Origin of the sequence: Nonomuraea sp. NPDC004580 (assembly GCF_040609855.1) — a bacterium.
Lineage (GTDB): Bacteria > Actinomycetota > Actinomycetes > Streptosporangiales > Streptosporangiaceae > Nonomuraea > Nonomuraea salmonea.
Map to the genome: position 1 here is coordinate 1 of NZ_JBEXLH010000075.1, position 23,395 is coordinate 23,395.

Here is a 23,395-nt window from a genome sequence, read left to right on the forward strand (position 1 = left end):
GCGGCCCTCCGATAGAGGGGGTCGCGGTGGCGACCACGGCCTCGACGGTGGCCGTCCTGGACGGCCGTGGCCGGCCGCTGCGCCCGGCGCTGCTGTGGATGGACGGCCGCGCCGGCGAGGAGTCGGAGCTGACCGCCCGGACCGGCCACCCGGTCCTGCGGTACGCCGGCGGCAGCGACGCCGTGGAGTGGCTGGTGCCCAAGGCGATGTGGCTGGCCAGGCACGAGCCGGAGACGTACCGGGCGGCGGCCCGCATCGTGGAGGCCGTGGACTACATGGTCTGGCGGCTGACCGGCCGCTGGGCCGGGTCGCGTATGAACGCCGTCTGCAAGAGCAACTACGACCCGCGCGGCGCGGGCTTCCCGCACGACCTGTACGAGCAGCTCGGCGTCGCCGACCTGGCCGCCAAGCTGCCCGACGAGATCGTGCCCGTCGGCGACCCGGTGGGGCCGCTGGCCGAGCCGGCCCGCGCGGAGCTGGGCGTCACGGGCACCGCCACGGTGGTGTCCGGCGGCATCGACGCGCACCTGTCGCTGCTGGCCATCGGCGGCGCCCAGGAGGGCCACGTGTCGATCGTGTGCGGCACGTCCAACGCGTTCGTCACGGAGATCGCCGAGCCGGTGTTCCCGCCCACGGTGTGGGGTCCTTACCCGGACGCGCTGCGCACGGGCCGGTGGCTCGTCGAGGGCGGGCAGGTCAGCGCGGGCTCGGTGCTGGCCTGGGCGGGCGAGAAGCTCATCGGCCGGCCGCGCGCCGAAATCGGCGGCCTGATCGCCGCCGCCACGCAGGTGCCGCCGGTCGAGCACGGCCTGATCGTGCTCGACTACTTCATGGGCAACCGCACCCCGCTGCGCGACCCCCGGCTGCGCGGCGCGGTGCTCGGCCTGACGCTGGCCAGCACGCCCGAGCAGGTCTACCGGGCGGCCGTCGAGGGCGTCGCGTACGGCACCCGCCAGGTCATCGACTCCTTCACCGGCGGCGGCGTCGCGGTGTCGGAGATCTTCCTGTCGGGCGGCATCCAGCACAACGAGCTGTGGCTGCAGACCACCGCCGACGTGCTGGGCCGCCCCGTGCACCTGGTCACCGGCGACAACCTGACGCTGCGGGCCTGCTCGGTGCTGGCCGCGACCGGCTCGGGGCGGCACGCGTCGCTGGCGGAGGCCGCCGCGGAGTACGCGCCCAAGGTGCGCACGGTCGAGCCGGTCGCCGCGCACGCGCAGGCGTACGAGGCGGGCTACGCCGGCTACCGGGAGGCCACGGCCGCGACGACCGGCATCTCCCACCGGCTGAGCGGAGGCCGCCATGAGCGATGACGACCAGCTCTACCAGGTGGCGGTGCGCTACTACGAGTCGGGCGAGACGCAGGAGCAGATCGCCAACGCCATGCACCTGACCCGCTGGAAGGTGGGCAGGATGCTGGCCGAGGCGCGCGAGGTCGGCATCGTCCGCATCGAGGTGCTGCATCCGCGCTCCCGCGTGCGCACGCTGGAGCAGGCGGTCAAGGAGCGGTTCGGGCTGCGCGAGGCCGTCGTGGTGTCGGTCGGCGGCGACGACGCCGAGCACGCCCGCGACCGGGTCGCCGCGGCGGGCGCCGACCACCTGATGGAGATGCGGCCGGCGCCCCGGCTGATCGGGGTCTCCTGGGGGCGTACGCTCGACCGCCTGGCCGGAGGGCTGACGCCCGGCTGGGCCACGGGCGTGCACGTCGTGCAGATCAACGGCGCGCTCAGCCGCTCCCGGGAGCCGACCAGCGCGCACAGCATGGCCAGCTTGATCGCCCACCACGGCGGCGGCACCGCGACGCTGCTGGCGGCCCCGGCGATCCTGCAGCAGCAGAGCACCCGTCAGGTGCTGGAGAGCGACAGGGCCGTCGCCGACGTGCTGGCTCTGGCCGCCAAGGCGGACCTGTTCCTGTTCAGTCCTGGCGCCATGGGCAACGACTCGGTGCTGGTCGACTCCGGGCAGATCGACGCGGGCGACCTCGCCAGGCTGGCCGCCGCAGGCGCGGTCGGCGACGTGCTCGGCCGCTTCATCGACGCGGACGGCCGGATCGTCGACCCCGACCTCGACGGCCGTACCCTCGGGCTCTCCCTCGACCTGCTGCGCTCGGCCGCCACGTCGGTCGCGCTGGTCAGCGGCACGGCCAAGCGGGCGGTCTGCCGGGCGGTGGTGTCGAGCGGCCTGTGCGACGTGCTGATCACCGACGACCACAACGCCAGACACCTGCTGGAGGCGGCATGAGCGAGACTCCCGAACGCCTGCACATGTCCGGGATCGTCAAGCGGTTCCCCGGCACCGTCGCGCTCGACGGGGTCGAGCTGAGTGTGCGGCCCGGCGAGGTGCACTGCCTGCTCGGCGAGAACGGGGCGGGCAAGAGCACGCTGATGAAGGTCCTGGCCGGCTCGTACCAGCCGGACGAGGGCACGATCCTGCTCGACGGGCAGCCGTACGCGCCGGCCACCCCGCACGCCGGGCTCGCGGCCGGCATCGCGGTCATCTACCAGGAGCTGGACCTGCTGCCCGACCTCACCGTGGCGCAGAACCTGCTGCTCGGCAGGGCCCCCAGGCTGGGCCCCTTCGTCCGCAGGGGGCAGCGGGCCAAGCTGGCCCGCGCCGCGCTCGACCGGGTCGGCGCGAACTTCCCGGTGAGCGCGCGGGTCGGCGCGCTGCCGATCGCCGCGCAGCAGCTCACCGCCATCGCCAAGGCGCTGACGGCGGACGCCAGGGTCATCGTCATGGACGAGCCGTCGGCGACGCTCGGCGAGAGCGAGCTGGAAGCGGTGTTCGCGGTCATCAGGTCGCTCACCGCCGAAGGCCGCTCGGTCATCTTCATCTCGCACCGCATGGACGAGGTCATGGAGATCGGCGACCGGGCCACGGTGCTGCGCGACGGCCGCGCGGTCGGCGTCTACGACCTGGCGTCCACGCGCCCCGACGAGCTGGTCGCCGCCATGATCGGCGAGGCGGGCGGCGAGCTGGTGGGCGCCACCGACCGGGCCGCGCCGCAGGGCGAGCCGCTGCTGAGCGTCGAGCGGGTGCACGTGCCTGGCCTGCTGGACGTGCGCGGCCTCGACGTACGGCCCGGCGAGGTCGTCGGGCTGGCCGGGCTCGGCGGCGCCGGCCGTACGACGCTGCTGCGCGCCCTGTTCGGCGACCTCAAGGCCCAGGTGACCGCCACGCTCGGCGGCCGGCCGCTCAAGGTCGCGAGCCCGGCCGCCGCCGTCCGCGCGGGCCTGGCCCTGGTGCCGGAGAGCCGCAAGGAGCAGGGCCTGATGCTGGGCCTGTCGGTCAGCCGCAACGCGGCGATCAGCGCGCTCGGCAAGCCGCCGTGGCTGCTGCCCGGCCGGGCCGGGCAGCGCCTGACCAAACCGGCGCTCGCCGGCCTCGGCGTCAAGGCGTCGGGCCCCGGCCAGCTCGTCGGCCAGCTCTCGGGCGGCAACCAGCAGAAGGTCGTGCTGGCCAAGTGGATCACCCGCGGCGGGATCAGGGTCCTGCTGCTGGACGAGCCCACGCGCGGCCTGGACGTCGGCGCCAAGGCCGACCTCTACCGCCAGGTACGCCACCTGGCCGACCAGGGCGTGGCCGTGCTGCTCGCCAGCAGCGAGCTCAACGAGCTGACCGCCAACGCCGACCGGATCCAGGTCCTGTACGAGGGCCGCAACGTCGCGCACTTCGACCCCCGGGTCAGCCCGGAGAACGTCATCGCGCACACCGTCATCACAGGAGCCGCACCATGACAGCTTCGCTCGGATCCACGGGTTCGCCGGGATCCACCGTGACCGCAGCCGCCCCCCAGGAAGGCGGCGCCCGCCGGCGCCGCGGCGCCGACCTCATCGTCAAGTCCAACCTGCTGCTGGTCTTCCTCGGGCTGTGCGTGGTCGCCTCGCTGCTGGCGCCGCAGTTCCTGACCGGCCGCAACATCGCGAACCTGCTCCAGCAGTCCTCGCTCACCGGGATCGTGGCCATCGGCATGACCATGGTCGTGCTGACCGCCGGCATCGACCTGTCGGTGGGCAGCGTGGCCGCGTTCGGCGGCATGACGGTCGCGATCCTCATCGGGTCGGGGGTCCCGGTGCTGCCGGCGATCCTCATCAGCATCGCGGCCGGCGCGGTGTTCGGCGCGATCATGGGCGGGCTGTCGGCGTACCTGTCGCTGCCGGCGTTCATGACCACGCTGGCCGGGCTGACCGCGATCCGCGGCCTGACGTACCTGCTGACCGACGGCAAGCCCGCGGAGGCCAACGCCTCCGAGGGGTTCCAGCTGCTCGGTGGTGGGTTCATCGGCTACGTGCCGATCGTCGGGATCATCTTCGTGGCGATCACCGTGCTGGCCGCCCTGGTGCTGCGCGGCACCACGTTCGGCGAGTACGTCTACGCCGTCGGCAGCAACAAGGAGGCCGCCCGGCTGTCCGGACTGCCGGTGCGCGGGGTGATCACGACGGTGTTCGCCGTGTCGGGCGCGCTGGCGGCGCTGGCCGGGGTGCTGCTCACCTCGCGGCTGACCGTGGGGCAGCCCACCGCGTTCAACGGGCTGGAGCTGGACGCGATCGCCGCCGTCGTGCTCGGCGGCACGAACCTGTTCGGCGGCCGGGGCGGGGTGTTCGGCACGTTCGTGGCGGTGCTGCTGCTGTCGGTGCTGCGCAACCTGTGCAACCTGCTCGGCCTCGGCTCCTTCTTCCAGATGGTGGTGACCGGCCTCATCCTGCTGGTCGCCCTCGTACTCAACATGCTCATCGAGAGGCGTGGCGCTCGTGCCTGACACCATCCCCGGCTCTTTGCGGGCCTATCTGCACGGTCTGCCCGGCGTCGACGAGGTCGGCGTCCAGCGGCGGGCCGCCGGCCTGGCCACCAGGTCGATCAAGACGACGGCCAAACGGGAGGCCATCGACCTGGCCATCCGCATGGTCGACCTGACCACGCTCGAAGGGGCGGACACCCCCGGCAAGGTGCGGGCGCTGGCCGCCAAGGCCGTGCGCCCCGACCCGGCCGACCCGGGCGCGCCGTCGGTGGCCGCGCTGTGCGTCTACCCCGACATGATCGCCACGGCCGCCGAGGCGCTGGCGGGCACGGGGGTCGGGCTGGCCTCGGTGGCCACCGGCTTCCCCTCGGGACGTACGTCGCTGGAGGTCAAGCTGGCCGACACAGCCGACGCGATCGCGGCCGGCGCCACCGAGATCGACATGGTGATCGACCGGGGCGCGTTCCTCGCCGGCGACTACCGCAAGGTGTTCGACGAGATCGTGGCCGTCAAGGAGCAATGCGGCGACACGCACCTGAAGGTGATCCTGGAGACCGGCGAGCTGGTCACCTACGACAACGTGCGCCGCGCGTCGTGGCTGGCGCTGCACGCCGGGGCCGACTTCATCAAGACCTCGACCGGCAAGGTGTCCCCCGCCGCCACGCCGCCGGTGACGCTGGTGATGCTGGAGGCCGTACGCGACTACCGGGCCGCCACCGGGCGGCAGGCCGGCGTGAAGCCGGCCGGCGGCATCCGCACCACCAAGGACGCCATGCGCTACCTCGTGCTGGTCAAGGAGATCGCCGGGGCCGACTGGCTGGACCCCGCGTGGTTCAGGCTGGGCGCGTCCTCGCTGCTGAACGACCTGCTCATGCAGCGGACCAAGCTCTCGACCGGGCACTACGCCGGGCCCGACTACTACACCATCGACTAGGGAGAGGCGTGGAGATCTTCGAGTACGCGCCCGCGCCGGAGTCACGTTCCATCGTGTCCATCCGGCCGTCGTACGACTTGTTCATCGACGGCGAGTTCGTCGCGGCCAAGAGCGACGAGCGCATCGTCACCGTCAACCCGGCCGACGAGGAGCCGCTGTCGGAGGTGGCCGCGGCCGGCGAGGCCGACGTGGACCGCGCCTTCGCCGCCGCGCGGCGCGCCTTCGAGCAGGTGTGGGGGCCGCTGCCGGCCGCCGAGCGCGGCAAATACCTGTTCAGGATCGCGCGCATCATCCAGGAGCGCTCCCGCGAGCTGGCCGTGCTGGAGTCGCTCGACAACGGCAAGCCCATCAAGGAGACGCGCGACATCGACCTGCCGCTCGTCGCGCAGCACTTCTTCTACTACGCGGGCTGGGCCGACAAGCTCCGGCACGCCGGGGTCGGCACGAAACCGCTGGGCGTGGCCGCGCAGGTCATCCCGTGGAACTTCCCGCTGCTCATGCTGGCGTGGAAGGTCGCGCCCGCGCTGGCCACCGGCAACACGGTGGTGCTCAAGCCGGCCGAGACGACGCCGCTGACCGCACTGGCCTTCGCCGAGATCTGCCAGGAGGCGGGCCTGCCGCCCGGCGTGGTGAACATCGTGACCGGCGCCGGCGACACCGGCCGGGCCGTGGTCGCCCACCCCGGCGCCGACAAGGTGGCCTTCACCGGCTCGACCGAGGTGGGGCGGCAGATCGCCCGCGCCGTGGCGGGCACCCGCAAGCGGCTCACGCTGGAGCTGGGCGGCAAGGGCGCCAACATCGTCTATGACGACGCGGCCATCGACCAGGCCGTCGAGGGCATCGTGTCCGGCATCTTCTTCAACCAGGGCCACGTGTGCTGCGCGGGCTCGCGGCTGCTGGTGCAGGAGTCGATCGCCGAGGAGCTGCTGGAACGGCTGCGCGCCCGCATCGAGTTGCTGCGGCTCGGCGACCCGCTGGACAAGAACACCGACATCGGCGCGATCAACTCGGCGGCGCAGCTCGCCAGGATCCGCGAGCTGACCGCCGCCGGCGAGGCCGAGGGCGCGACCTCGTGGTCGCCCGCCTGCGAGCTGCCCGAGCGCGGCTACTGGTTCCGTCCGACCGTGTTCACCGGGGTCACGCAGGCGCACCGGGTCGCCAGGGAGGAGATCTTCGGCCCGGTGCTGTCGGTGCTCACGTTCCGCACGCCGGAGGAGGCCGTCGCCAAGGCGAACAACACGCCGTACGGGTTGTCGGCCGGCGTCTGGACGGAGAAGGGCTCCCTGATGCTCTGGACCGCGAGCCGGCTGCGCGCCGGCGTCGTGTGGTCCAACACCTTCAACGTGTTCGATCCCGCCAGTCCCTTCGGCGGCTACAAGGAGTCCGGGTACGGCCGCGAGGGCGGGTTGCTCGGATTGGAGGCCTACCTTGGCTGAGACCCCGCCGCGTATCGCGGTGCTCAGGACGTACAAGCTCTATGTCGGCGGCGCGTTCCCGCGCTCGGAATCAGGGAGGTCCTACCCCGTGACGTCGGCGGACGGTTCCCACCTCGCCAACGCCGCGCTGGCCTCGCGCAAGGACGTGCGCGACGCCGTGGTGGCCGCGCGCAAGGCGTTCCCCGGCTGGTCGGGACGTACCGCCTACAACCGGGGGCAGATCCTCTACCGGGTCGCCGAGATGATGGAGGGGCGGCGCGACCAGTTCGCCGCCGAGGTGGCCGCGGCCGAGGGCGTCAGCGCGGACCGCGCGCAGGCGCTGGTGTCGGCGGCCGTGGACCGCTGGGTCTACTACGCGGGCTGGGCTGACAAGATCGGTCAGGTGCTGGGCGGCGCGAACCCGGTGGCGGGGCCGTTCTTCAACCTGTCGGAGCCCGAGCCGACCGGGGTCGTCGGCGTGGTCGCGCCCACCGGCTCGTCGCTGCTCGGGCTGGTCTCGGTGCTCGCCCCGGTGATCACCGCGGGCAACACGGCGGTGCTGGTCGCCGACGAGCGGACGCCGCTGCCGGCGATCACGCTGGCCGAGGCGCTGGCCACGTCCGACCTGCCGGGGGGCGTGGCGAACGTGCTCACCGGCCGGGTCGCCGAGCTGGGCCCGCCGCTGGCCGGGCACGCCGACGTGAACGCGCTCGACCTCGCGGGCGCCGGCGAGCTGGCGGCGGAGCTGGAGGAGCTGGCGGCCACCACGCTCAAGCGGGTGCTGCGGCCCCGGCCGGAGGACGACTGGCACGACGCCGATCCGGGCCTGGACCGCATCAGGCCCTTCGTGGAGACCAAGACGGTCTGGCACCCGATCGGCCGCTGACAGCCGCTGTCCTGTCCTTTGACACAGTGTTGTCACAAAAGCCCTGGCAGCAGGTCCTTTTCCGGCTTTCGCCGTTAGGGTGAGGACCATAGCCCCGGCGTGAGTGAGAGTCAGGGACTGGTGAACCCCGGCGGGGACGCGCGTGACGGCGGCGCACGCCTATGCCCTCCCCTGTGGCGGCGCGCGCCTTCCTGGTGTCGCGCCCGTCCCCTCCGGGGTCGCCCTTCGTCACCAGGTCCGGCCCTCCGGCAGGCCGTCCAGGCCCGGGGCGGACACGTGCAGCATCTCGTAACGCTCGCCGGCGTCGGCGTCCTGGTAGCGGCGGATATTGACGTTCTTTCACCTGATCTTGCCAGGTGTGGACCATTCATCTGCGGCGTGGCGTTGTCACCGGGCTCGCGTCAACTGTAAGCATCGTACCGGCCTGGCCACCGAGGAGTGCTTTTCCGAAAGGGACGGTAGATGTTCACCCCATTGCGAAAACTGGCGCGACCCGCCACCCACGCCCTCCTCACGGTGGCGTTGGCGGCCACCGCGGCTCCGGCCAGCGCGGACTCGGACCACGACAAGTTCCGTAAATTGCGCAAAATTCACAGCGACCGGGGATTCCACACGACCAGGACCGACGAGGACGGCGGCCGCAACTGCCGCCCGCGTACTTTCTGGCGCATTCACCAGCAGTCGCCGCGCAATTTCTTCATTCCGCGCACCCGGTTCATCGACGGCCCCGGCGGTTCCATCACGGCCTCGGTCACCCGCGAGCACGAAGTGGTCGCCTTTCTGGAGACCGAGAACGAGAAGCAGAAGACGCTGCGCAAACAGCGGGACAGGACGAGGGACGTCCAGGGGGCGGACGCGGGGGCCGACGCGGGGGCCGACGCCGTGAACGCCCCGGATGACCCCACCGGGACCGACCCCGCGAACGGCACGGCGACCGACACAGCGGTCAGCACGGTGACCGACACCAAGGCCGTGGTGGAGAGCATCCGCCGGCTCGGCCTGCCCCACCTGGAGGAACGGCACAGGGTCTTCACCGGCCACGAGTACACGCGCGAGATCAGCGACGGCATGTACGGCAACCTGTGGTACCGCGTGCTCGGCTACCGCATCGGCTGGTCGGCGTGGTCGGTCCTCGCCACCTGCGACCGGCGCAAGGTCGCCGCGGGCATCGCCAACGTGCCGAGCCGGGTGGAGGGCTGGCGCTACTGGGAGACCAAGCACCCCAAGTTCCGCGGCCGGCTGCTGTCGTGGAAGTGAAATGAGCAACGCCCGGCGGAGGCTCCGCCGGGCGCACACCCCACCTCGTCAGGGGCTCAGCCGCCTCAGCAGCAGAGGGAGAGCAGCCGGTAGGGGCTGTCCCAGGCGCACCTGTCCTTCACTGCTCGGGCGGAGGTGCGCAGAAAACTGATCGGGCCTCGGGGCGTGCCGGCCATTTTCGGGGGTCCTCCTTCGACTGGAGCCCCGTCCCAGGAGGGACGGTGGACGGCTCATCGCCAGCCTCTCTCCTAACGCCACATCGTCACCACACACCCGCCACAGCCCTCCGTCGCGGCGGGTGGACGCGACGGCGGCGGCATGATCACAATGGCCTCCCCATCCCCGTGCGCGCGGAGGCACCCCCATGAAGCGATCCCTGCTGGCCAGGTCTTTCGCCCTGGCCGCCCTGCTGGTGAGCGTCGCCGTCCCGGCGAGCGCAGGCACCGGCGACCCCACCGACCCGGGCCCCGTCTTCAGGCAGGTCACCGACAGGAACGCCCGGCTGTCGCTGCAGACGTTCGGCCGTCCCGACGGCGCCGACATGGTGTTCAGGATCTCCGGCAGCGTGTACGCCGACGTGCCGGGCAACGCCCTCGACCCGGCGCTGCGGCACGGGCAGAAGCTGTTCGGCATCGAGGGGTACAACATCCGCCGCCTCTACCGGGAGCCCGGCACCACCCGGCTCTACCAGCTCTCCCGAGAGATCGTCTTCTACACCGACCCGGCCGCCCCCACACGGATCCTGCGCGAGTGGACGAACCCGGTCGACGGAAAGACGTATCCCGTCGTGCCCATCAACAACGACACCGTCAACTTCGGGCCCTTCGACGTCACCCCGTCCTACGCGGGCCCACCGGTGCGCCGCCTGCACGACGAGACCACGTGGACCAGCGACATCCCCGTACGCACGGACTTCGGCGCCACGCTGGGCGAGCGGTTCGGGCTGACCGGCGGGGTCTACACGGCGCAGGAGATGTTCGACTTCTTCGTGGACGAGCGGGAGGTCGCCGCCCGGACGAAGCCGGGGCGGGTGCCGTCAGGGGCGATGCGGACGAAGATCAGCTGGGCGCGGACGAGCCCGTGGGCGCCGTTCCTGTGCCTGGCCGGGAGCGAGGTGCGCGGCGGGCTCACCTATCACGCGCGGAGCTGGTCGCTGGACTCGTACGGCGAGGTCGAGCCGTGGCTGCGCGCCGAGGTCGAGGCGCGCCACCCGCTCTACCGCAGCGCGCCCGAACAGCCGGGCCCGAGCCAGAACTCCTGGTCGTCCTTCCACGCCAAGCAGCTCGGCGGCGGCGCCACCACCTGGGCCGCCTGGTGCGCGGCAAACGGCCGCTAGCTAGCGGCGACGGCAGATCATCAGCTCCGTCGTGGGGCTCTCCGGCAGGACGCGGACCAGCCGCCGCTCCGCCAGCGCGAGCAGCCCGCCCGCGACCTCGCCGGTGGTCTCGGTAAGAGTGACCGCCCGCAGCAGGCCGCCCCACAGCTTGCGCCACACCGGGTTGGCGTCGACCTGCGCGTTCATCAGCACGAGCATGGGCACACGGCGTACGACGTCGAACCCGGCGTCGGCGAGCGCGCCGGCGATCCAGGGGAGCGTGTGGTTGACCTGGTGGTCGCCGCGCTGCTCCTTTCCGTGCAGGAAGTTCTCCGACAGCACGAACGTGCCGCCGGGCCGCAGCGCCTGCGCGACGGAGCGCAGCGCGGAGCGGTAGCGCTCGTCGTCGGTGATGTGGAACAGCATGTCCATGGCGGAGACGGCGTCGAAGGAGGCGGACTTGAGTGTGTCACCCGGGTCGGCGATGTCGAGCCGGAGTATGTCGGTGCCGGGGAAGCGGGCGCGCAGGCGTTGCGCGGCGGCCTCCGTCAGGTCGGAGCCGGTGACGGACCTCGCGCCGAGCGCCCGCCACTGCCGCAGGTAGAAGCCGGTGCCCGAGCCCACGTCGAGCACGCGGGCGGAGGACAGGTCGAGGCCGAGCGCCGCCACCTCGCGCCGGAACACCTCGCCGCGCACCCGGTACATCCACGTGTTGAACGCCAGCCCGAGCCGCTGGTAGCCGACGCCGCTCTCCGTCCAGTCGGCGTGCAGGCGCTGCTCCCAGAAGTCCTTCAGTTCGGCGTGCTGTTTCATGGAGTGACGCTCCCGGGTGGAGGGGGTTCGGGCCGATCCGGCCTGTACGGTTCGTAGCGTCATGCCACGTACGGCCGGGCCCGAAACGTGCGATCTTTCCCGCCGGGCGCTACCCGGCGAGCGCGGCGTCGAGCATTTTCTCGAAATGCACGGTGACGCCTCTCCCCCGATGATGATGAATCTCCACCCGGTCCGTCAGGGCGTGAATCAGGTGCAGGCCGCGCCCGCCCTCCGCGTCGGGCGGCGCGCCTTCCCTGAAGTCCTTGACGGCGAACCCCGAGCCGTGATCGGTCACCTCCACCACGCACCGATCGCGGTGCAGTGCCGCGTCCACCTGGTAGTCCCGCTCGGCATTCGAGTGGCGCACGGCGTTCGCGCACGCCTCGGTGAGCGCCAGCCCTATGTCGTGGCGGGCGTCACGGGAGACCCCGCACCGCTTCAACGCGACGTCCACCACATTGCGCGTCAGCGAAACAGAGGCGTTCTCCAGGGGGATCGACAGTGCCATTCCCAGTTCCATACCGTCACCTCCCGACCGATGGCCGTCCCCTGCCCGACACAACCCTTGACAAACAGTTGTCCAAGCTTTATTGGGGAAATCTTGGGTTTGGAGGTGCCGCCTTCTCCGGGCGCCGTGCGAGACCGGCTCGGCCCCGTGCATTCGGCGCAAGGCCGCGACCCCGATCGCGCCGCCCCACGCCCCCGTTCCCCCGTCAGCCGGTGATCGTCACGTCGCGCAACAGGAAGTAGCCGACCGAGTCGGCCTGCAGGTAGAGGTGGAACTTGTCGGCCTTCGACTGGGCCGTTCTGTCCGCGGTGACGATGGTGACCACCACGTAGTTCTTGGCCGGGCTGGTCCTGATCTTGCCGTACTCGAAGGTGCGCAGGGCCATCTCCCTGCGGATGTCGACGGCGTCGGTGGTGAGCTTGGTGATGCGGGTGGCCGCGTTCCTGGCCGCCTTGTCCGACGGGAACTCCAGCATGACCTGCACCGCCTTGAGGTGGCCGCGGTAGGCGGAGTAGGCGACCTGGATGGCGCGGCGGCAGTCGTTCTTGGCCAGGAGGCCCTGGGCGTCCACGGGCTCGCAGGTCTGGTAGGTCCAGCCGCCGACCTTGTTCGCGTCGAACTTCACGCCCGACAGGTTGAACTTCCAGTCGTCGAACTCGGTGTGGGCGATCGGTGAGCCGGGCTGGGCGGCCGTGCCGGATGACGTGCTGGGTGACGTGCTGGGTGACGTGCTGGGTGACGTGCTGGGTGACGTGCTGGGTGACGTGCTGGGTGACGGCTCTTCTGCGGGGGCCGACGGCTCGTCCGTCGCCTTGCTCTTGGGATTGTCGCCGGCCTCTGCCTCGGCCGGTTCGTCCGAGGGTGGGGGCGCTTCGGTGGGGGCTGAATCGCCGCTGCTGTCCGGGAGGGCCGCGGGCGTGCCGCCCGAGGCTTTGAGGTAGGAGACGGCGCCGACCGTGCCGCCGCCCAGGAGGACGACGCCGAGCGCGGCCGAGAGGGCGATGATCATGGTTGTGCCGCGCTTCGGCGGGCGGTCGAAGGGGGCGGCGGTCAGGTCGTAGGGCTCCTGGGGCGGCTGCCGGCCATAGGGGCCGTAAGGGCTCTGGCGGCCGTAGGGGTCGCTGTAGCCTCCGTCCTGGTCATCCTGGTCACCATACGGGTCAGGGCGGCCGTACGGGTCCTGGCCGTACGCGTCCTGAGGGCCGTACGGGTCACGTGCGTACGGGTCCTCAGCGTACGGGTCCTGGGTGTACGGGTCCTGGGTGTACGGGTCCTGAGGGTCGTACGGGTCCGGCGGGTAGGAGTGGTCGTCCGGGGGGCCGGGCCGGCCGTGGCGGCCCGGTGGTGCGCCGCCGAAGCCGGGTGGCGGGCTGCCCTGCCGCGGGTGCGGCCCGCTCTCCCCGCGCCCCGGGCTCTGCACGCGTTCCCCGGCGAGCGGCCCATGACTGGGCCACTGGCTCTCCGGCTCAGGGTCCGGCTGCGGCTGGGGTGCCGGGGCCTGGCGGCTCCGGGGCACGGGGCCGGGCTGCTCGTACGGAGCACGGCCGTACTCCCGCCACCCCTGCCCAGGCTTCCCATGCGTGTACGGACGGAACGGGTCCGGCGCTGAAGGGTGCGTCATTGCCCCATTGTGTGGCGACATTTCGACGTTTCACCCGGTCCACGGCCATATGGCATGAGAGTGAACCGGGCCCGCGCACCGCCACGTACTAGAGCAAAGGCTTCAGGACCGGCGGGCGGCCACCGCGGCGTCGTTGCCGCGGCGACCGCGCCGCCCGGTCAGCACCCCGGCCGCGACGTCGTCGAGCACGGCGTCCTCCTCCCCTCCCATGGAGGACGGTTGCGCGCTCGCCGCGCGTCGTGGCCGGGGCCGTTCGAGGGGATCACTTCGACAGGTAGAGGGTCTTCCAGGTGCCGGCGTACAGGCAGGTGAGTGACGGCTTCCCGGCCTTGGGTTCGGAGCAGACCTTGAGCTCGACCTGGTAGACGTCGCGGTAGCGGAGCGAGAAGTGCTTCGGGCCGCCGTAGCCGCAGTCGCGGACCCAGCGCTCGCGGAAGGGCAACTGGCTGCCCGAGCGGTACGTGATGCGGAAGACGGCCCAGCCGCACGAGGAGCGGCGGGTGTTGTCATAGACCTTGCCGGTGATGCGGACGGAGTCGGCCGTGGGCAGGACGGCGTGGTCCTCGCCGGTGGCGGTCAGCGTGCCCCACGCCTTGGCGGCGCGCCTGGGGGCGTAGTAGGTGCCCCACGACTTGGCGGGGGCGGCGAACTCGGTCGTCTCGGCGGGGGTGGTGGTGGCGTGGGCGGCGGGGGCGAGGGCGGCCGCGGTGGCGACGGTGGCGACGGCGGCGAGGGTGGCGGCGGCTAAGGCGAGCGTACGGGGGAGCGTCATCGGGGCCGTCCTTATCGCTGTGCTGTTCGGCGGATGGCCCTACTGTGCGATGAAGTGATTTCAAGTGGCTTGCCGGAAGTGTCGCCCGATTTCAGGCGACTTGCGACGCCTCTTGCAGATCCCTTGACGGCTCCGGCGGCGGCGGGTTCCGGTCATGCGACACCCGGCGATTTGGGCGCGGCGGGGTCGATGCACTATGACACTAGGGAGCGGGCTGTCTCCGCGACTGATCGGGGGATCACGCGCATTGCCCGGCCGGCGGGGGTTCCGGCACCGACATGACGACTTTGATGGGGAAAGTGACGTGAGCAGTCCACGCGAGGACGAGCCGGCGACAGGAACACGCGCCGTCGATGCGGCTGCGGTCGATGCGGCTGCGGTCGATGCGGCTGCGGTCGATGCGGCGGCTGCGCGCCTGGCCGGCATCGTGGCGACGACGCCGCTCGAGCGCAGCCCGCGCCTGTCCGAGGTGACCGGCGCCGAGATCTGGCTCAAGCGGGAAGACCTGCAGACCGTGCGCTCCTACAAGGTGCGCGGCGCGTTCAACCTCATCGCGCAGCTCGGCGACGCGGCGCGGGCGGCCGGGGTGGTGGCCGCGAGCGCGGGCAACCACGCCCAGGGCGTCGCGTACGCGTGCTCGGCGCTCGGCGTGCGCGGCCGGGTCTACCTGCCGCGCATGACGCCCAGGCAGAAGCGCGACCGCATCGCCGCGCTGGGCGGCGAGATGATCGAGATCGTGCTGGGCGGCGAGACGTACGACGAGGCGTCCGCCGCCGCGAAGGCCGACGCGCAGGCGACCGGCGCGACGCTGGTGCCGGCGTTCGACGACGTCAGGACGATCGCCGGGCAGGGCACGGTGCTGCGGGAGGCGGTCGAGCAGCTCGGCCGGGCGCCCGACGTGGTCGTGGTGCCGGTGGGCGGCGGCGGCCTGCTGGCCGGTTCGCTGGCCTGGCTGCGCGAGCGGCATCCCGGCACCCGCGTCATCGGCGTCGAGCCGGCCGGGGCCGCCTGCGTGGCCGCCGCCGTGTCCGCCGGCGGGCCGGTCACGCTGGAGGCGATCGACACGTTCGTCGACGGCGCCGCCGTACGCCGGGCGGGCGACGTCACGTACCCGCTGATCGCGGGCTCCGGCGTGGACCTGGTGGCCGTCCCCGAGGGCCAGGTGTGCAGCGAGATGCTCGCGCTTTACCAGACCGACGGCATCATCGCCGAGCCGGCGGGCGCGCTCGCCACCGCCGTGCTGCGCTCCCCCGCCGTGACCGGCATCCCGGCCGGCGCCACCGTGGTGTGCGTGCTGTCCGGCGGCAACAACGACGTCAGCCGCTACGCCGAGGTCGTCGAGCGCGCCCTGGTCCACGAGGAGCGCAAGCACTACTTCCTGGTGGAGTTCCCGCAGGAGCCCGGCGCGCTGCGCCGCTTCCTCGACGAGGTGCTGGGCCCCAACGACGACATCACCCTGTTCGAGTACGTCAAGCGCAACAACCGCGAGACCGGCCCCGCGCTGGTCGGCATCGAGCTTTCCAGCCCCGACGACCTGCCCGCGCTGCTCAAGCGCATGGAGGCCGCCCCGCACCGCATCGAGCAGATCGACCCGTCGAGCCCGCTCTTCCGCTTCGTCACCTGACGGTGATCGGGGCGGTCCGGGCAGACACGTGGTGACGGGGGGCGAAGGCAGTGGCAGACGGCGCGGGGGACGATCTCGAACGTGCGGCGGCGGTGTTCGCGGAGGTGCGGCCGCGCCTGTTCGGCATCGCGTACCGGATGCTGGCCAGCGTCACCGAGGCCGAGGACCTCGTGCAGGACGTGTGGATGCGCTGGCAGGACTACGACAGGGCGACAGTGGAGAACCCGCCCGCGTTCCTCGCGACGATCACCACCCGCCTGGCGATCAACGCCGCCCAGTCCGCGCGCGCCCGCCGCGAGACCTACGTCGGGCCGTGGCTGCCCGAGCCCGTGGACACCAGCGCCGACCCGCATCTCGGGGCCGAGCGGGGTGAGGCGCTGGAGTTCGCGGTGCTGCTGCTCCTCGAACGTCTCTCCCCCACCGAGCGCGCCGCGTACGTGCTGCGCGAGGCGTTCGACTACCCCTACCGGCAGATCGCGGAGATCGTCAGGCTGAAGGAGCCCGCGGTGCGGCAGCTCGTCAGCAGGGCGCGCAAGCGGCTGCGCGTCGAGCGGCGCACGCCGGTGCCACGCGACGCGCAGCGCAGGCTGCTGGCCGCCTTCGTCAGCGCGGCCCGCTCCGGCGACCTGGCCGCGCTGGAGGAGCTGTTCGCCGCCGACGTGGTCAGCTACTCCGACGGCGGCGGCGCGGTGCGGGCGTCCAAGTTCCCCGTGGTGGGGGCGCTGCGGGTGGCCAAATACCACCGGGCGTTCGCGAGCCGCTTCTGGGCGGGCGCCGAGGTGGTGTGGGCGAGCGCGAACGGGCAGACGTCCGCGCTGCTGGTCCGCGACGGCGAGGTGTTCACCATCCTGACGATCAACGCCACCGAGGCGGGCATCGACCGGATCTACTGGACGATGAACCCCGCCAAGATCGCCGCCTACACCCGCTAGTCGGTGGCGCGGTCGAGGTATTCGAGCAGGTGATGGTAGGTCTTGCCGGTGGCGCGGGTCAGGCCCAGCTCGCACGTCCTGTTGACGGAGGCGTGCGCCCTGCTGCCCGAGGCGATGACGGCGGCGGCCTCCGCACGGGTGGCCGAGGCGGTCAGCTCGGGGTGCAGCAGGCCGCGGTCGCCGGCGAAGGCGCAGCACTGCCAGTCGTCCGGCACGACCACCTTCTCGGCGATCGCCTCGGCCAGCCGCGTGATGGCGGGGTCGAGGCCGAGGCGGGCGGATGAGCAGGTGGGGTGCAGGGCCAGGGACGGCATGCGGCGCTTGACGGTCAGGCGGGGCAGGAGGTGGCCGGCGGTGTAGGCGACCGCGTCCATCACCTCGACGCCGGGCAGCAGGTGGCGGAAGCCCTCGGTGCAGGAGGCGGCGTCGCTCACCACCGGGACGCCGCTGGTGTTCTCGATGCGGTCGAGGACCGTACGGACCTGGCCGGCCATCGTGGCGTGGCCGTCGGCGTATCCCTTGGACGACCACGGCGTGCCGCAGCACAGGCTCGCGATGCCCTCGGGCACGAGCAGCTCGACCCCGGCGCGCTCGGCGAGCCGCTGGAAGGCGGTCATGACGCCGGGACCGCCCGCGGCGGGCGCGAACATCGTGTTGAGGCAGGACGGCAGGTAGACGGCGGCGGGCCGGTGCGCGGGGCGCGGCCGGCGGCGGGCCCCGCCCTTGGGCAGGTCGCGCGACCACTGCGGCACCGCGTCGGCTCCGGCCACGTTGCGGGCGGCGCGGGAGGCCGCCTCGGGCAGCGGGGCCGGGGTGGCGGCGGCGGTGTCGAGCGCGAGGTTCATGGCCCGGGTGACGCCGTCCCAGTGGCGGGCGGCCGACGTCCAGCCCTTGCGGGCCAGGCGGCCGTGGCGCTCGGCGCGCAGCCGCTTGGTGAGGTCGCCGGTGTTGATGAGGACGGGGCAGGCGGTGGCGCACATGCCGTCCACGGCGCAGGTGTCGACGGCGTCGTAGCCGTAGTCGGACTCCAGCTCGGCGACCAGCGCGTGGTCGCCGGCCGCGCGGGCGGCTGCCAGCTCACGGCGCAGCACGATGCGCTGGCGGGGCGTGGTGGTCAGGTCGCGGCTGGGGCAGACCGGCTCGCAGTAGCCGCACTCGACGCAGCGGTCGACCTCGGGCTCGACGGTGACGACCTGCTTGAGGTCGCGCAGGTGGGCGTCGTCGTCATCGGTGAGGACGACGCCGGGGTTGAGCGTGCCCGCCGGGTCGCACAGGCGCTTGACCTCGCGCATCACCTCGTACAGCTCGTCGCCGTACTGGCGGCGGACGAACGGGGCCATGACGCGGCCGGTGCCGTGCTCGGCCTTGAGCGTGCCTCCCTTGCCGAGCACCGCGGCCACCATGTCCTCGGTGAAGGCGGCGTAGCGGTCGAGGTCGGTGCCGAACCGCTCGTTGATCATGAAGTGCAGGTTGCCGTCCTTGGCGTGGCCGAAGATGACGCTGCGCTCGTAGCGGTGGGCGGTGAACAGGTCGGTGAGGTCGTCGCACAGGTCGGCCAGGGCGGGCACGGGCACGGCGACGTCTTCGAGCAGCGCGGTGGTGCCGCTGGGGCGGGCGCCGGCGACGGCGGCGTACAGGCCCTTGCGGATGTGCCAGAGCCCGGCGCGGCCGCCCGCCTCGCGGCTGAGCCTGGCGGGCGCGGCGAGGTGGAGATCGGCGAACGCGCGCTCGGCGGCCCGCTCGCGCTCGGCGAGCAGGTCCGCGTCGGACTCCTGCCACTCGACGAGCAGCGCGGCGTGCGCCTTGACGTCGAGCGTGCGCAGCACGTCGTCGGCCTTGGGGTCGGTCTGGGCGACGCGCAGCGACTCGGCGTCGAGCAGTTCGACGGCGGCGGGCCCGGCTTCGACCAGCGCGGGCATGGCGGCCATGGCCGCGTGCAGGGTGGGGAGGACGAGCAGGCCGGTCGCGGCCAGCCGGTGCGCGGGCACGGTACGGAAGACCGCCTCGGCGACGAACCCGAGCGTGCCCTCGCTGCCGATGACCAGGTGGGCGAGGATCTGGACGGGCGTGTCGTGGTCGAGGAAGCTGTTGAGCCCGTAGCCCATGGTGTTCTTCAGCGCGAACTGGACCTGGATGCGGCGGACCGACTCGGGGTTGCCGCGCACGCGCTCGCGCAGCCGGTCGAGGCCCTCGGCGAGCGCGGGTTCGAGCGCGCGCAGCCGGTCGTCGGCGTCGGGCGCGCCGGTGTCGATGACGGTGCCGCTGGGCAGCACGAGCGTCATGGACTCGAGCGTCCGGTACGTGTTGGCGTGGGTGCCGCAGGTCATGCCGCTGGAGTTGTTGGCGACGACGCCGCCGATCGTGCACGCCGACTCGCTGGCCGGGTCGGGGCCGAGCTTGCGGCCGTAGGGGGCGAGGCGGGCGTTGACCTGCCGGAGCACGGCGCCGGGCTGGACGCGTACGCGGGCGCCGTCGTCGAGCACCTCGATGCCGCGGAAGTGGCGCCGGGTGTCGACCAGCAGCCGGTCGCTGACGGCCTGCCCGCTGAGGCTGGTGCCGCCGGAGCGGAACGTGAGCGGCAGCCCGGCCCGCAGCAGCGCGGCGACCTGCGCGGCGTCCTGCGGCACCAGGACGGCCTGCGGGGTGAGCAGGTAGTGGGAGGCGTCGTGGGCCAGGCCGAGCCGGTCGCTCGCCCTCGTCCGGGCGATCCCCGGCACGGCGGTCTCGACCGCGGCGAGGAGCGCGGGGTCCGGCTGGTCGATCACGATGGGTGCTTCCTTAGCGTCGCGGGTCGATGTGGATCTTGGGTCCTGAGCCGGCGGGGCGGCGCCCGGCCAGCGCCTCGGCGGTCTCGGCGAGCCCGATCGTGGCGGCGACCAGCGGGCGTGCGTCCACCGAGCCGTCGGCGTAGGCCGCGGCTGCCCCGTCGAGTCCGGCTGAACCGCCGAGGATACCGACTGCCGTCACGTCCCTTAGTACCAGGTCACGGGTGTCGAGCGTGGACGGGGCCGGCGCGAGGCCGATGTAGACGACGCGGCCGGCGGGTTCGACGAGGTCGAGGGCGAGCGCGGGTAAGCCGGGGTCGGTGGCGGCGTCGATGACGGCGTGCCACGGCAGACCGGGCAGCTCGGGCCGGATCCAGGCGGCGAAGCCGAGCCGGGCGGCCAGGCGCAGCTGCTCGGGGTCGCGGCCGAGCAGGTGGGTCTCGACGCCCTGGGCGCGCGCGAACAGCGCGGCGAGCAGGCCGATCGTGCCGGTGCCGAGCACGAGCAGCCGATCGCCCGGCCCGAGCGCGGCGGCGCGGACGGCGCGCAGCGCGTTGCCGCCCGGCTCGACCAGCGCGCCCAGGGCCGGGTCGAGGCCGTCGGGCAGGGCGCGCAGCGCGGCGGCGGGCACGGGCAGCTGCTCGGCGAGCGCGCCGGGACGGCCCCTGCTGATGCCGATCTCGGCCAGGTCGGCGCACACGTGGTGGCGGCCCGACCGGCAGCGGGCGCAGTGGCCGCAGCCGAGCATGGTGTCGCCGGTGACGCGCCGGCCGAGCCACGCGGGGTCCACCCCGTCGCCGACCGCGCTGACCCGGCCGCACCACTCGTGTCCCGGCCGCAGCGGGTACCAGGAGCGCCCGGTGCTCAGGTAGCTCATGTGTCCGGTGAACAGCTCCACGTCGGTGCCGCACACGCCGGCCCGCTCGACGTCCACCACGACCTCGCCCGGCGTGGCGCGCGGCGGCTCGACCTCCCGCACCTCGGCCTCACCAGGCCCGGTGAGCACCAGGGCGCGCATCTAGCGGGGTCCGACGGTCTGCCGCTGGGTGCCGGGGGCCCCGATGCGCATGAGGTTCAAGGCGGTCTCTCTCCAGGTCTCGGCTGGCGACGGCGGTGCGACGGCCCGGCTCGCCCGGCGACCGACGCGGCGCGTCACGCCCGATGCCCGGTATGCGGTCGATTTCCGTTTCACCGATCTTATTTCCCATTATGAGAGGATGATGTCCCGCAGCAGCCAGTGGTACGCCGGCACCGACCGCAACGCCTACATCCATCGCGCCTGGATGCGGCGCGGGGTGCCGTCCGACGCCTTCGACGGCCGTCCGCACATCGCGATCGCGAACACCGCCTCCGACCTCACCCCCTGCAACATGCATCTCAACGAGGTCGCCGAGCAGGTCAAGCACGGCATCTGGGAGGCGGGCGGCGTCCCGCACAACCTGCCCGTCGTCTCGCTGGGCGAGACGAACGTGCGGCCGACCGCGATGCTCTGGCGCAACATGGCCGCGATGGCGGCGGAGGAGCTGCTGCGGGCCAACCCGATCGACGGCGTGGTGCTGCTGGGGGGCTGCGACAAGACGATCCCGGCGCTGCTCATGGCGGCCGCGTCGGTGGACCTGCCCGCCGTCGTGGTGCCGGGCGGGCCGATGCTGACCGGGACGTTCCGCGGCGCGCCGCTCGGGTGCGGGACCGACGTGTGGCGGCTGAGCGAGGAGGTCCGCGCGGGCACCCTCACCCAGGGCGACTTCCTGCGCTCGGAGTCGTCGATGATCCGCAGCAAGGGCCACTGCAACACGATGGGCACCGCCTCCACCATGGGCCTGCTGGCCGAGGTGCTCGGCATGACGCTGCCCGGCCTGGCCGGGACGCCCGCGCCCGACAGCCGGCTGCTCGAAGGCGCGCACGTGACCGGCCGGCTGATCGTGGACATGATCGCCGCCGGCCGCCGGCCGTCCAACGTGATGACGCGGGGCTCGTTCCTGAACGCGATCGTCGCGCTGGCCGCGCTCGGCGGCTCCACCAACGCCGTCGTGCACCTGCTGGCCATCGCCGGGCGGCTCGGGGTGGAGCTGAGCCAGGACGACTTCGACCGTACGGGGGCGGGCGTGCCGCTCCTGGTGGACCTGCAGCCGGCCGGCCGTCACCTGATGGACGACCTGCACCGCGCGGGCGGCCTGCACGCCGTGCTGCACCAGGTGCGCGACCTGCTCGACCCCGAGGCGATCACCGTGACGGGGCGCCCCCTGGTGGACCACCTGGAGGACGTGACGATCCACGACCCCGAGGTGATCCGCACCAAGGAGCACCCGTTGCAGGAGGACGCGGGCATCGCCGTCCTGTACGGCGACCTGGCGCCCGACGGAGCCGTCATCAAGCCCGCCGCCGCCTCGCCCCACCTGCTCAAGCATCGTGGCCCGGCCGTGGTGTTCGACTCGATCGAGGACCTGCACGCCCGCCTGGACGACCCCGATCTCGATGTCACCGCCGACTCGGTGCTGATCCTGCGCGGCTGCGGCCCCAAGGGGTATCCCGGCATGCCGGAGGTGTCGAACCTGCCGCTGCCGCCCAAGCTGCTCGCCCAGGGCGTGCGGGACATGGTGCGCGTCTGCGACGGAAGGATGAGCGGCACCGCGTACGGGACGGTCGTGCTGCACGTGACCCCCGAGGCCGCGGCGGGCGGGCCGCTCGCCAAGGTGCGCACCGGCGACATGATCGTCCTGGACGTGCCGAACCGCCGCCTCGACGTCGAGCTCCCGCCCTGCGAGCTGGCCGCGCGGGAGCCGTCGGAGGCGATGACGCAGGCCCTCGCCCGCCCGGCGCGCGGCTGGCAGCGCCTCTACGTCGAGACCGTCCAGCAGGCGAACACGGGCGCCGACCTCGACTTCCTGGTCGGCGGCAGCGGCGCCGAGGTGGCCCGCGAGTCCCACTGACGCGGGCCGGGCCGGGGTCAGCCGTTGAGCGCCGGGCCGAGCCGGCGCCACTCCTCGCGCGGGAAGCCCTTGGGGTCGTCGATGAGGACCTGGACGCACACGTGGTCGGCCCCGGCGGCGCGGTGCTCGTCCACCCGGCGCCGGACCGCGTCCTCGTCGCCCCAGGCGATGAGCGCGTCGAACAGCCGGTCGCTGACCGTCTCCAGATCCTCCTGGGTGAAGCCGAGCCGCAGCAGGTTGTTGGCGTAGTTGGGCAGCGACAGGTAGCCGCGCAGCCAGTCGGCGCCGATCGCGCGCGCCTCGTCGCGGCCCGAGCACAGGATCGCGGTCTGCTCGGGCAGCACGAGCGGCCCCGCCCCGAGCGCCTCGCGGGCCTGCCGGGTGTGGTCGACGGTGACGAGGTACGGGTGCGCGCCCCGCGAGCGCTCTTTTGCCAGCGCCAGCATCTTGGGGCCGAGCGCGGCGAGCACCCGGTCGCCGGGGAGCACGGGCCGCTCGGCCGCGTCGAGCCCGTCGAGGAAGGCCGACATGGCGGCGAGCGGGCGGCGGTAGCGGCCCGGCTCGGTGGAGTCGATGAGCGGGGCGTGGCTCACCCCGATGCCGAGCAGGATCCGGTCGCCGTGGGCCGCGGTCAGCGACGCGTACGAGGCGGCGGTCTCCTCGGGGGTGTGCATCCACAGGTTCAGAATCCCCGTGGCGATCGTCGTCCGCCTGGTCGCCGACAGCAGCCGCTCGACCGCGTCGAACACCGGCCCACCGACGTCGGGGATCCACAAGGCGGTGTAGCCCAGTTCCTCCAGTTCTGCGGCGGCCTCCGCGGCCTCGCCCGGGTCTCCGTGTCTGAGTTGCGTGCTCCAGATGCCCACGCCGGCAAGATTCTTCACG

General features: G+C 72.8%; 19 protein-coding genes. 12 read left to right on the top strand and 7 right to left on the bottom strand.

Annotation, left to right across the window (positions count from 1 at the left end):
• The 9 genes from ABZW11_RS40890 to ABZW11_RS40930 all read left to right on the top strand — a co-directional run.
• A partial coding sequence (locus ABZW11_RS40890; protein WP_355430043.1) for an FGGY-family carbohydrate kinase occupies nucleotides 1-1,313 on the top strand: 1,313 nt, incomplete at its 5' end.
• A complete protein-coding gene (locus ABZW11_RS40895) occupies nucleotides 1,303-2,241 on the top strand; it encodes a sugar-binding domain-containing protein (protein ID WP_355430046.1) in 939 nt (312 codons plus the stop codon). The genes ABZW11_RS40890 and ABZW11_RS40895, both read left to right, overlap by 11 nt.
• Nucleotides 2,238-3,737, top strand: coding sequence for a sugar ABC transporter ATP-binding protein (locus tag ABZW11_RS40900; RefSeq protein WP_355430050.1), 1,500 nt, complete (start codon nucleotides 2,238-2,240; stop codon nucleotides 3,735-3,737). The genes ABZW11_RS40895 and ABZW11_RS40900 overlap by 4 nt, the downstream gene beginning before the upstream one ends.
• Nucleotides 3,738-3,775: 38 nt before the next feature.
• Nucleotides 3,776-4,759, top strand: a complete 984-nt coding sequence (locus ABZW11_RS40905; RefSeq protein ID WP_355430053.1) for an ABC transporter permease — start codon at nucleotides 3,776-3,778, stop codon at nucleotides 4,757-4,759.
• The gene (gene deoC, locus ABZW11_RS40910) at nucleotides 4,752-5,672 is read left to right on the top strand and encodes a deoxyribose-phosphate aldolase (protein ID WP_355430056.1); all 921 of its coding nucleotides are present in this window, start codon (nucleotides 4,752-4,754) and stop codon (nucleotides 5,670-5,672) included. The genes ABZW11_RS40905 and deoC overlap by 8 nt, the downstream gene beginning before the upstream one ends.
• 14 nt (nucleotides 5,673-5,686) lie before the next feature.
• Nucleotides 5,687-7,108, top strand: coding sequence for an aldehyde dehydrogenase family protein (locus ABZW11_RS40915; protein ID WP_355430127.1), 1,422 nt, complete (start codon nucleotides 5,687-5,689; stop codon nucleotides 7,106-7,108).
• A complete protein-coding gene (locus ABZW11_RS40920) occupies nucleotides 7,101-7,973 on the top strand; it encodes an aldehyde dehydrogenase family protein (RefSeq protein WP_355430059.1) in 873 nt (290 codons plus the stop codon). The genes ABZW11_RS40915 and ABZW11_RS40920 overlap by 8 nt, the downstream gene beginning before the upstream one ends.
• A gap of 462 nt (nucleotides 7,974-8,435) precedes the next feature.
• On the top strand, nucleotides 8,436-9,230 hold the full coding sequence (locus ABZW11_RS40925) for a hypothetical protein (RefSeq protein WP_355430062.1): 795 nt from the start codon (nucleotides 8,436-8,438) through the stop codon (nucleotides 9,228-9,230).
• Nucleotides 9,231-9,594: 364 nt separating this feature from the next.
• A complete protein-coding gene (locus ABZW11_RS40930) occupies nucleotides 9,595-10,566 on the top strand; it encodes a DUF1838 family protein (protein WP_355430065.1) in 972 nt (323 codons plus the stop codon).
• Here the strand turns inward: ABZW11_RS40930 and ABZW11_RS40935 are convergent, their stop codons facing one another.
• From ABZW11_RS40935 to ABZW11_RS40950, 4 genes are all read right to left on the bottom strand, one after another.
• Nucleotides 10,567-11,358: a class I SAM-dependent methyltransferase gene (locus tag ABZW11_RS40935; RefSeq protein WP_355430068.1), complete on the bottom strand. Its 792-nt coding sequence runs from the start codon at nucleotides 11,356-11,358 to the stop codon at nucleotides 10,567-10,569.
• Nucleotides 11,359-11,467: 109 nt separating this feature from the next.
• Nucleotides 11,468-11,878 (bottom strand): ATP-binding protein, encoded by a 411-nt coding sequence (locus ABZW11_RS40940; RefSeq protein WP_355430071.1) that lies wholly within the window; start codon nucleotides 11,876-11,878, stop codon nucleotides 11,468-11,470.
• Between the two features lie 193 nt (nucleotides 11,879-12,071).
• Nucleotides 12,072-13,487 carry a hypothetical protein gene (locus ABZW11_RS40945; protein ID WP_355430074.1) on the bottom strand — a complete coding sequence of 472 codons (1,416 nt, stop codon included), beginning with the start codon at nucleotides 13,485-13,487 and terminating at the stop codon, nucleotides 12,072-12,074.
• 262 nt (nucleotides 13,488-13,749) lie between these two features.
• A complete protein-coding gene (locus ABZW11_RS40950) occupies nucleotides 13,750-14,259 on the bottom strand; it encodes a hypothetical protein (protein WP_355430077.1) in 510 nt (169 codons plus the stop codon).
• Between the two features lie 304 nt (nucleotides 14,260-14,563).
• Here ABZW11_RS40950 and ilvA point away from each other — a divergent pair, with 304 nt between their 5' ends.
• Both ilvA and ABZW11_RS40960 read left to right on the top strand, forming a co-directional pair.
• A complete protein-coding gene (gene ilvA / locus ABZW11_RS40955; RefSeq protein WP_355430080.1) occupies nucleotides 14,564-15,883 on the top strand; it encodes a threonine ammonia-lyase IlvA in 1,320 nt (439 codons plus the stop codon).
• 50 nt (nucleotides 15,884-15,933) lie between these two features.
• Nucleotides 15,934-16,815, top strand: a complete 882-nt coding sequence (locus ABZW11_RS40960) for an RNA polymerase sigma-70 factor (protein WP_355430082.1) — start codon at nucleotides 15,934-15,936, stop codon at nucleotides 16,813-16,815.
• Here the strand turns inward: ABZW11_RS40960 and ABZW11_RS40965 are convergent.
• Together ABZW11_RS40965 and ABZW11_RS40970 are read right to left on the bottom strand one after the other, a co-directional pair.
• Nucleotides 16,812-19,580: an FAD-binding and (Fe-S)-binding domain-containing protein gene (locus ABZW11_RS40965; protein ID WP_355430085.1), complete on the bottom strand. Its 2,769-nt coding sequence runs from the start codon at nucleotides 19,578-19,580 to the stop codon at nucleotides 16,812-16,814. The genes ABZW11_RS40960 and ABZW11_RS40965 overlap by 4 nt on opposite strands.
• A 13-nt stretch (nucleotides 19,581-19,593) precedes the next feature.
• Nucleotides 19,594-20,598 carry an alcohol dehydrogenase catalytic domain-containing protein gene (locus ABZW11_RS40970; protein ID WP_355430088.1) on the bottom strand — a complete coding sequence of 335 codons (1,005 nt, stop codon included), beginning with the start codon at nucleotides 20,596-20,598 and terminating at the stop codon, nucleotides 19,594-19,596.
• Nucleotides 20,599-20,797: 199 nt separating this feature from the next.
• On the opposite strand from ABZW11_RS40970, the gene ABZW11_RS40975 reads away from it, so the two are divergent.
• Nucleotides 20,798-22,510, top strand: coding sequence for an IlvD/Edd family dehydratase (locus ABZW11_RS40975; RefSeq protein ID WP_355430091.1), 1,713 nt, complete (start codon nucleotides 20,798-20,800; stop codon nucleotides 22,508-22,510).
• A gap of 17 nt (nucleotides 22,511-22,527) precedes the next feature.
• Here the strand turns inward: ABZW11_RS40975 and ABZW11_RS40980 are convergent, their stop codons facing one another.
• Nucleotides 22,528-23,394, bottom strand: coding sequence for an LLM class F420-dependent oxidoreductase (locus ABZW11_RS40980; protein ID WP_355430094.1), 867 nt, complete (start codon nucleotides 23,392-23,394; stop codon nucleotides 22,528-22,530).
• Nucleotide 23,395: the final 1 nt, after the last annotated feature.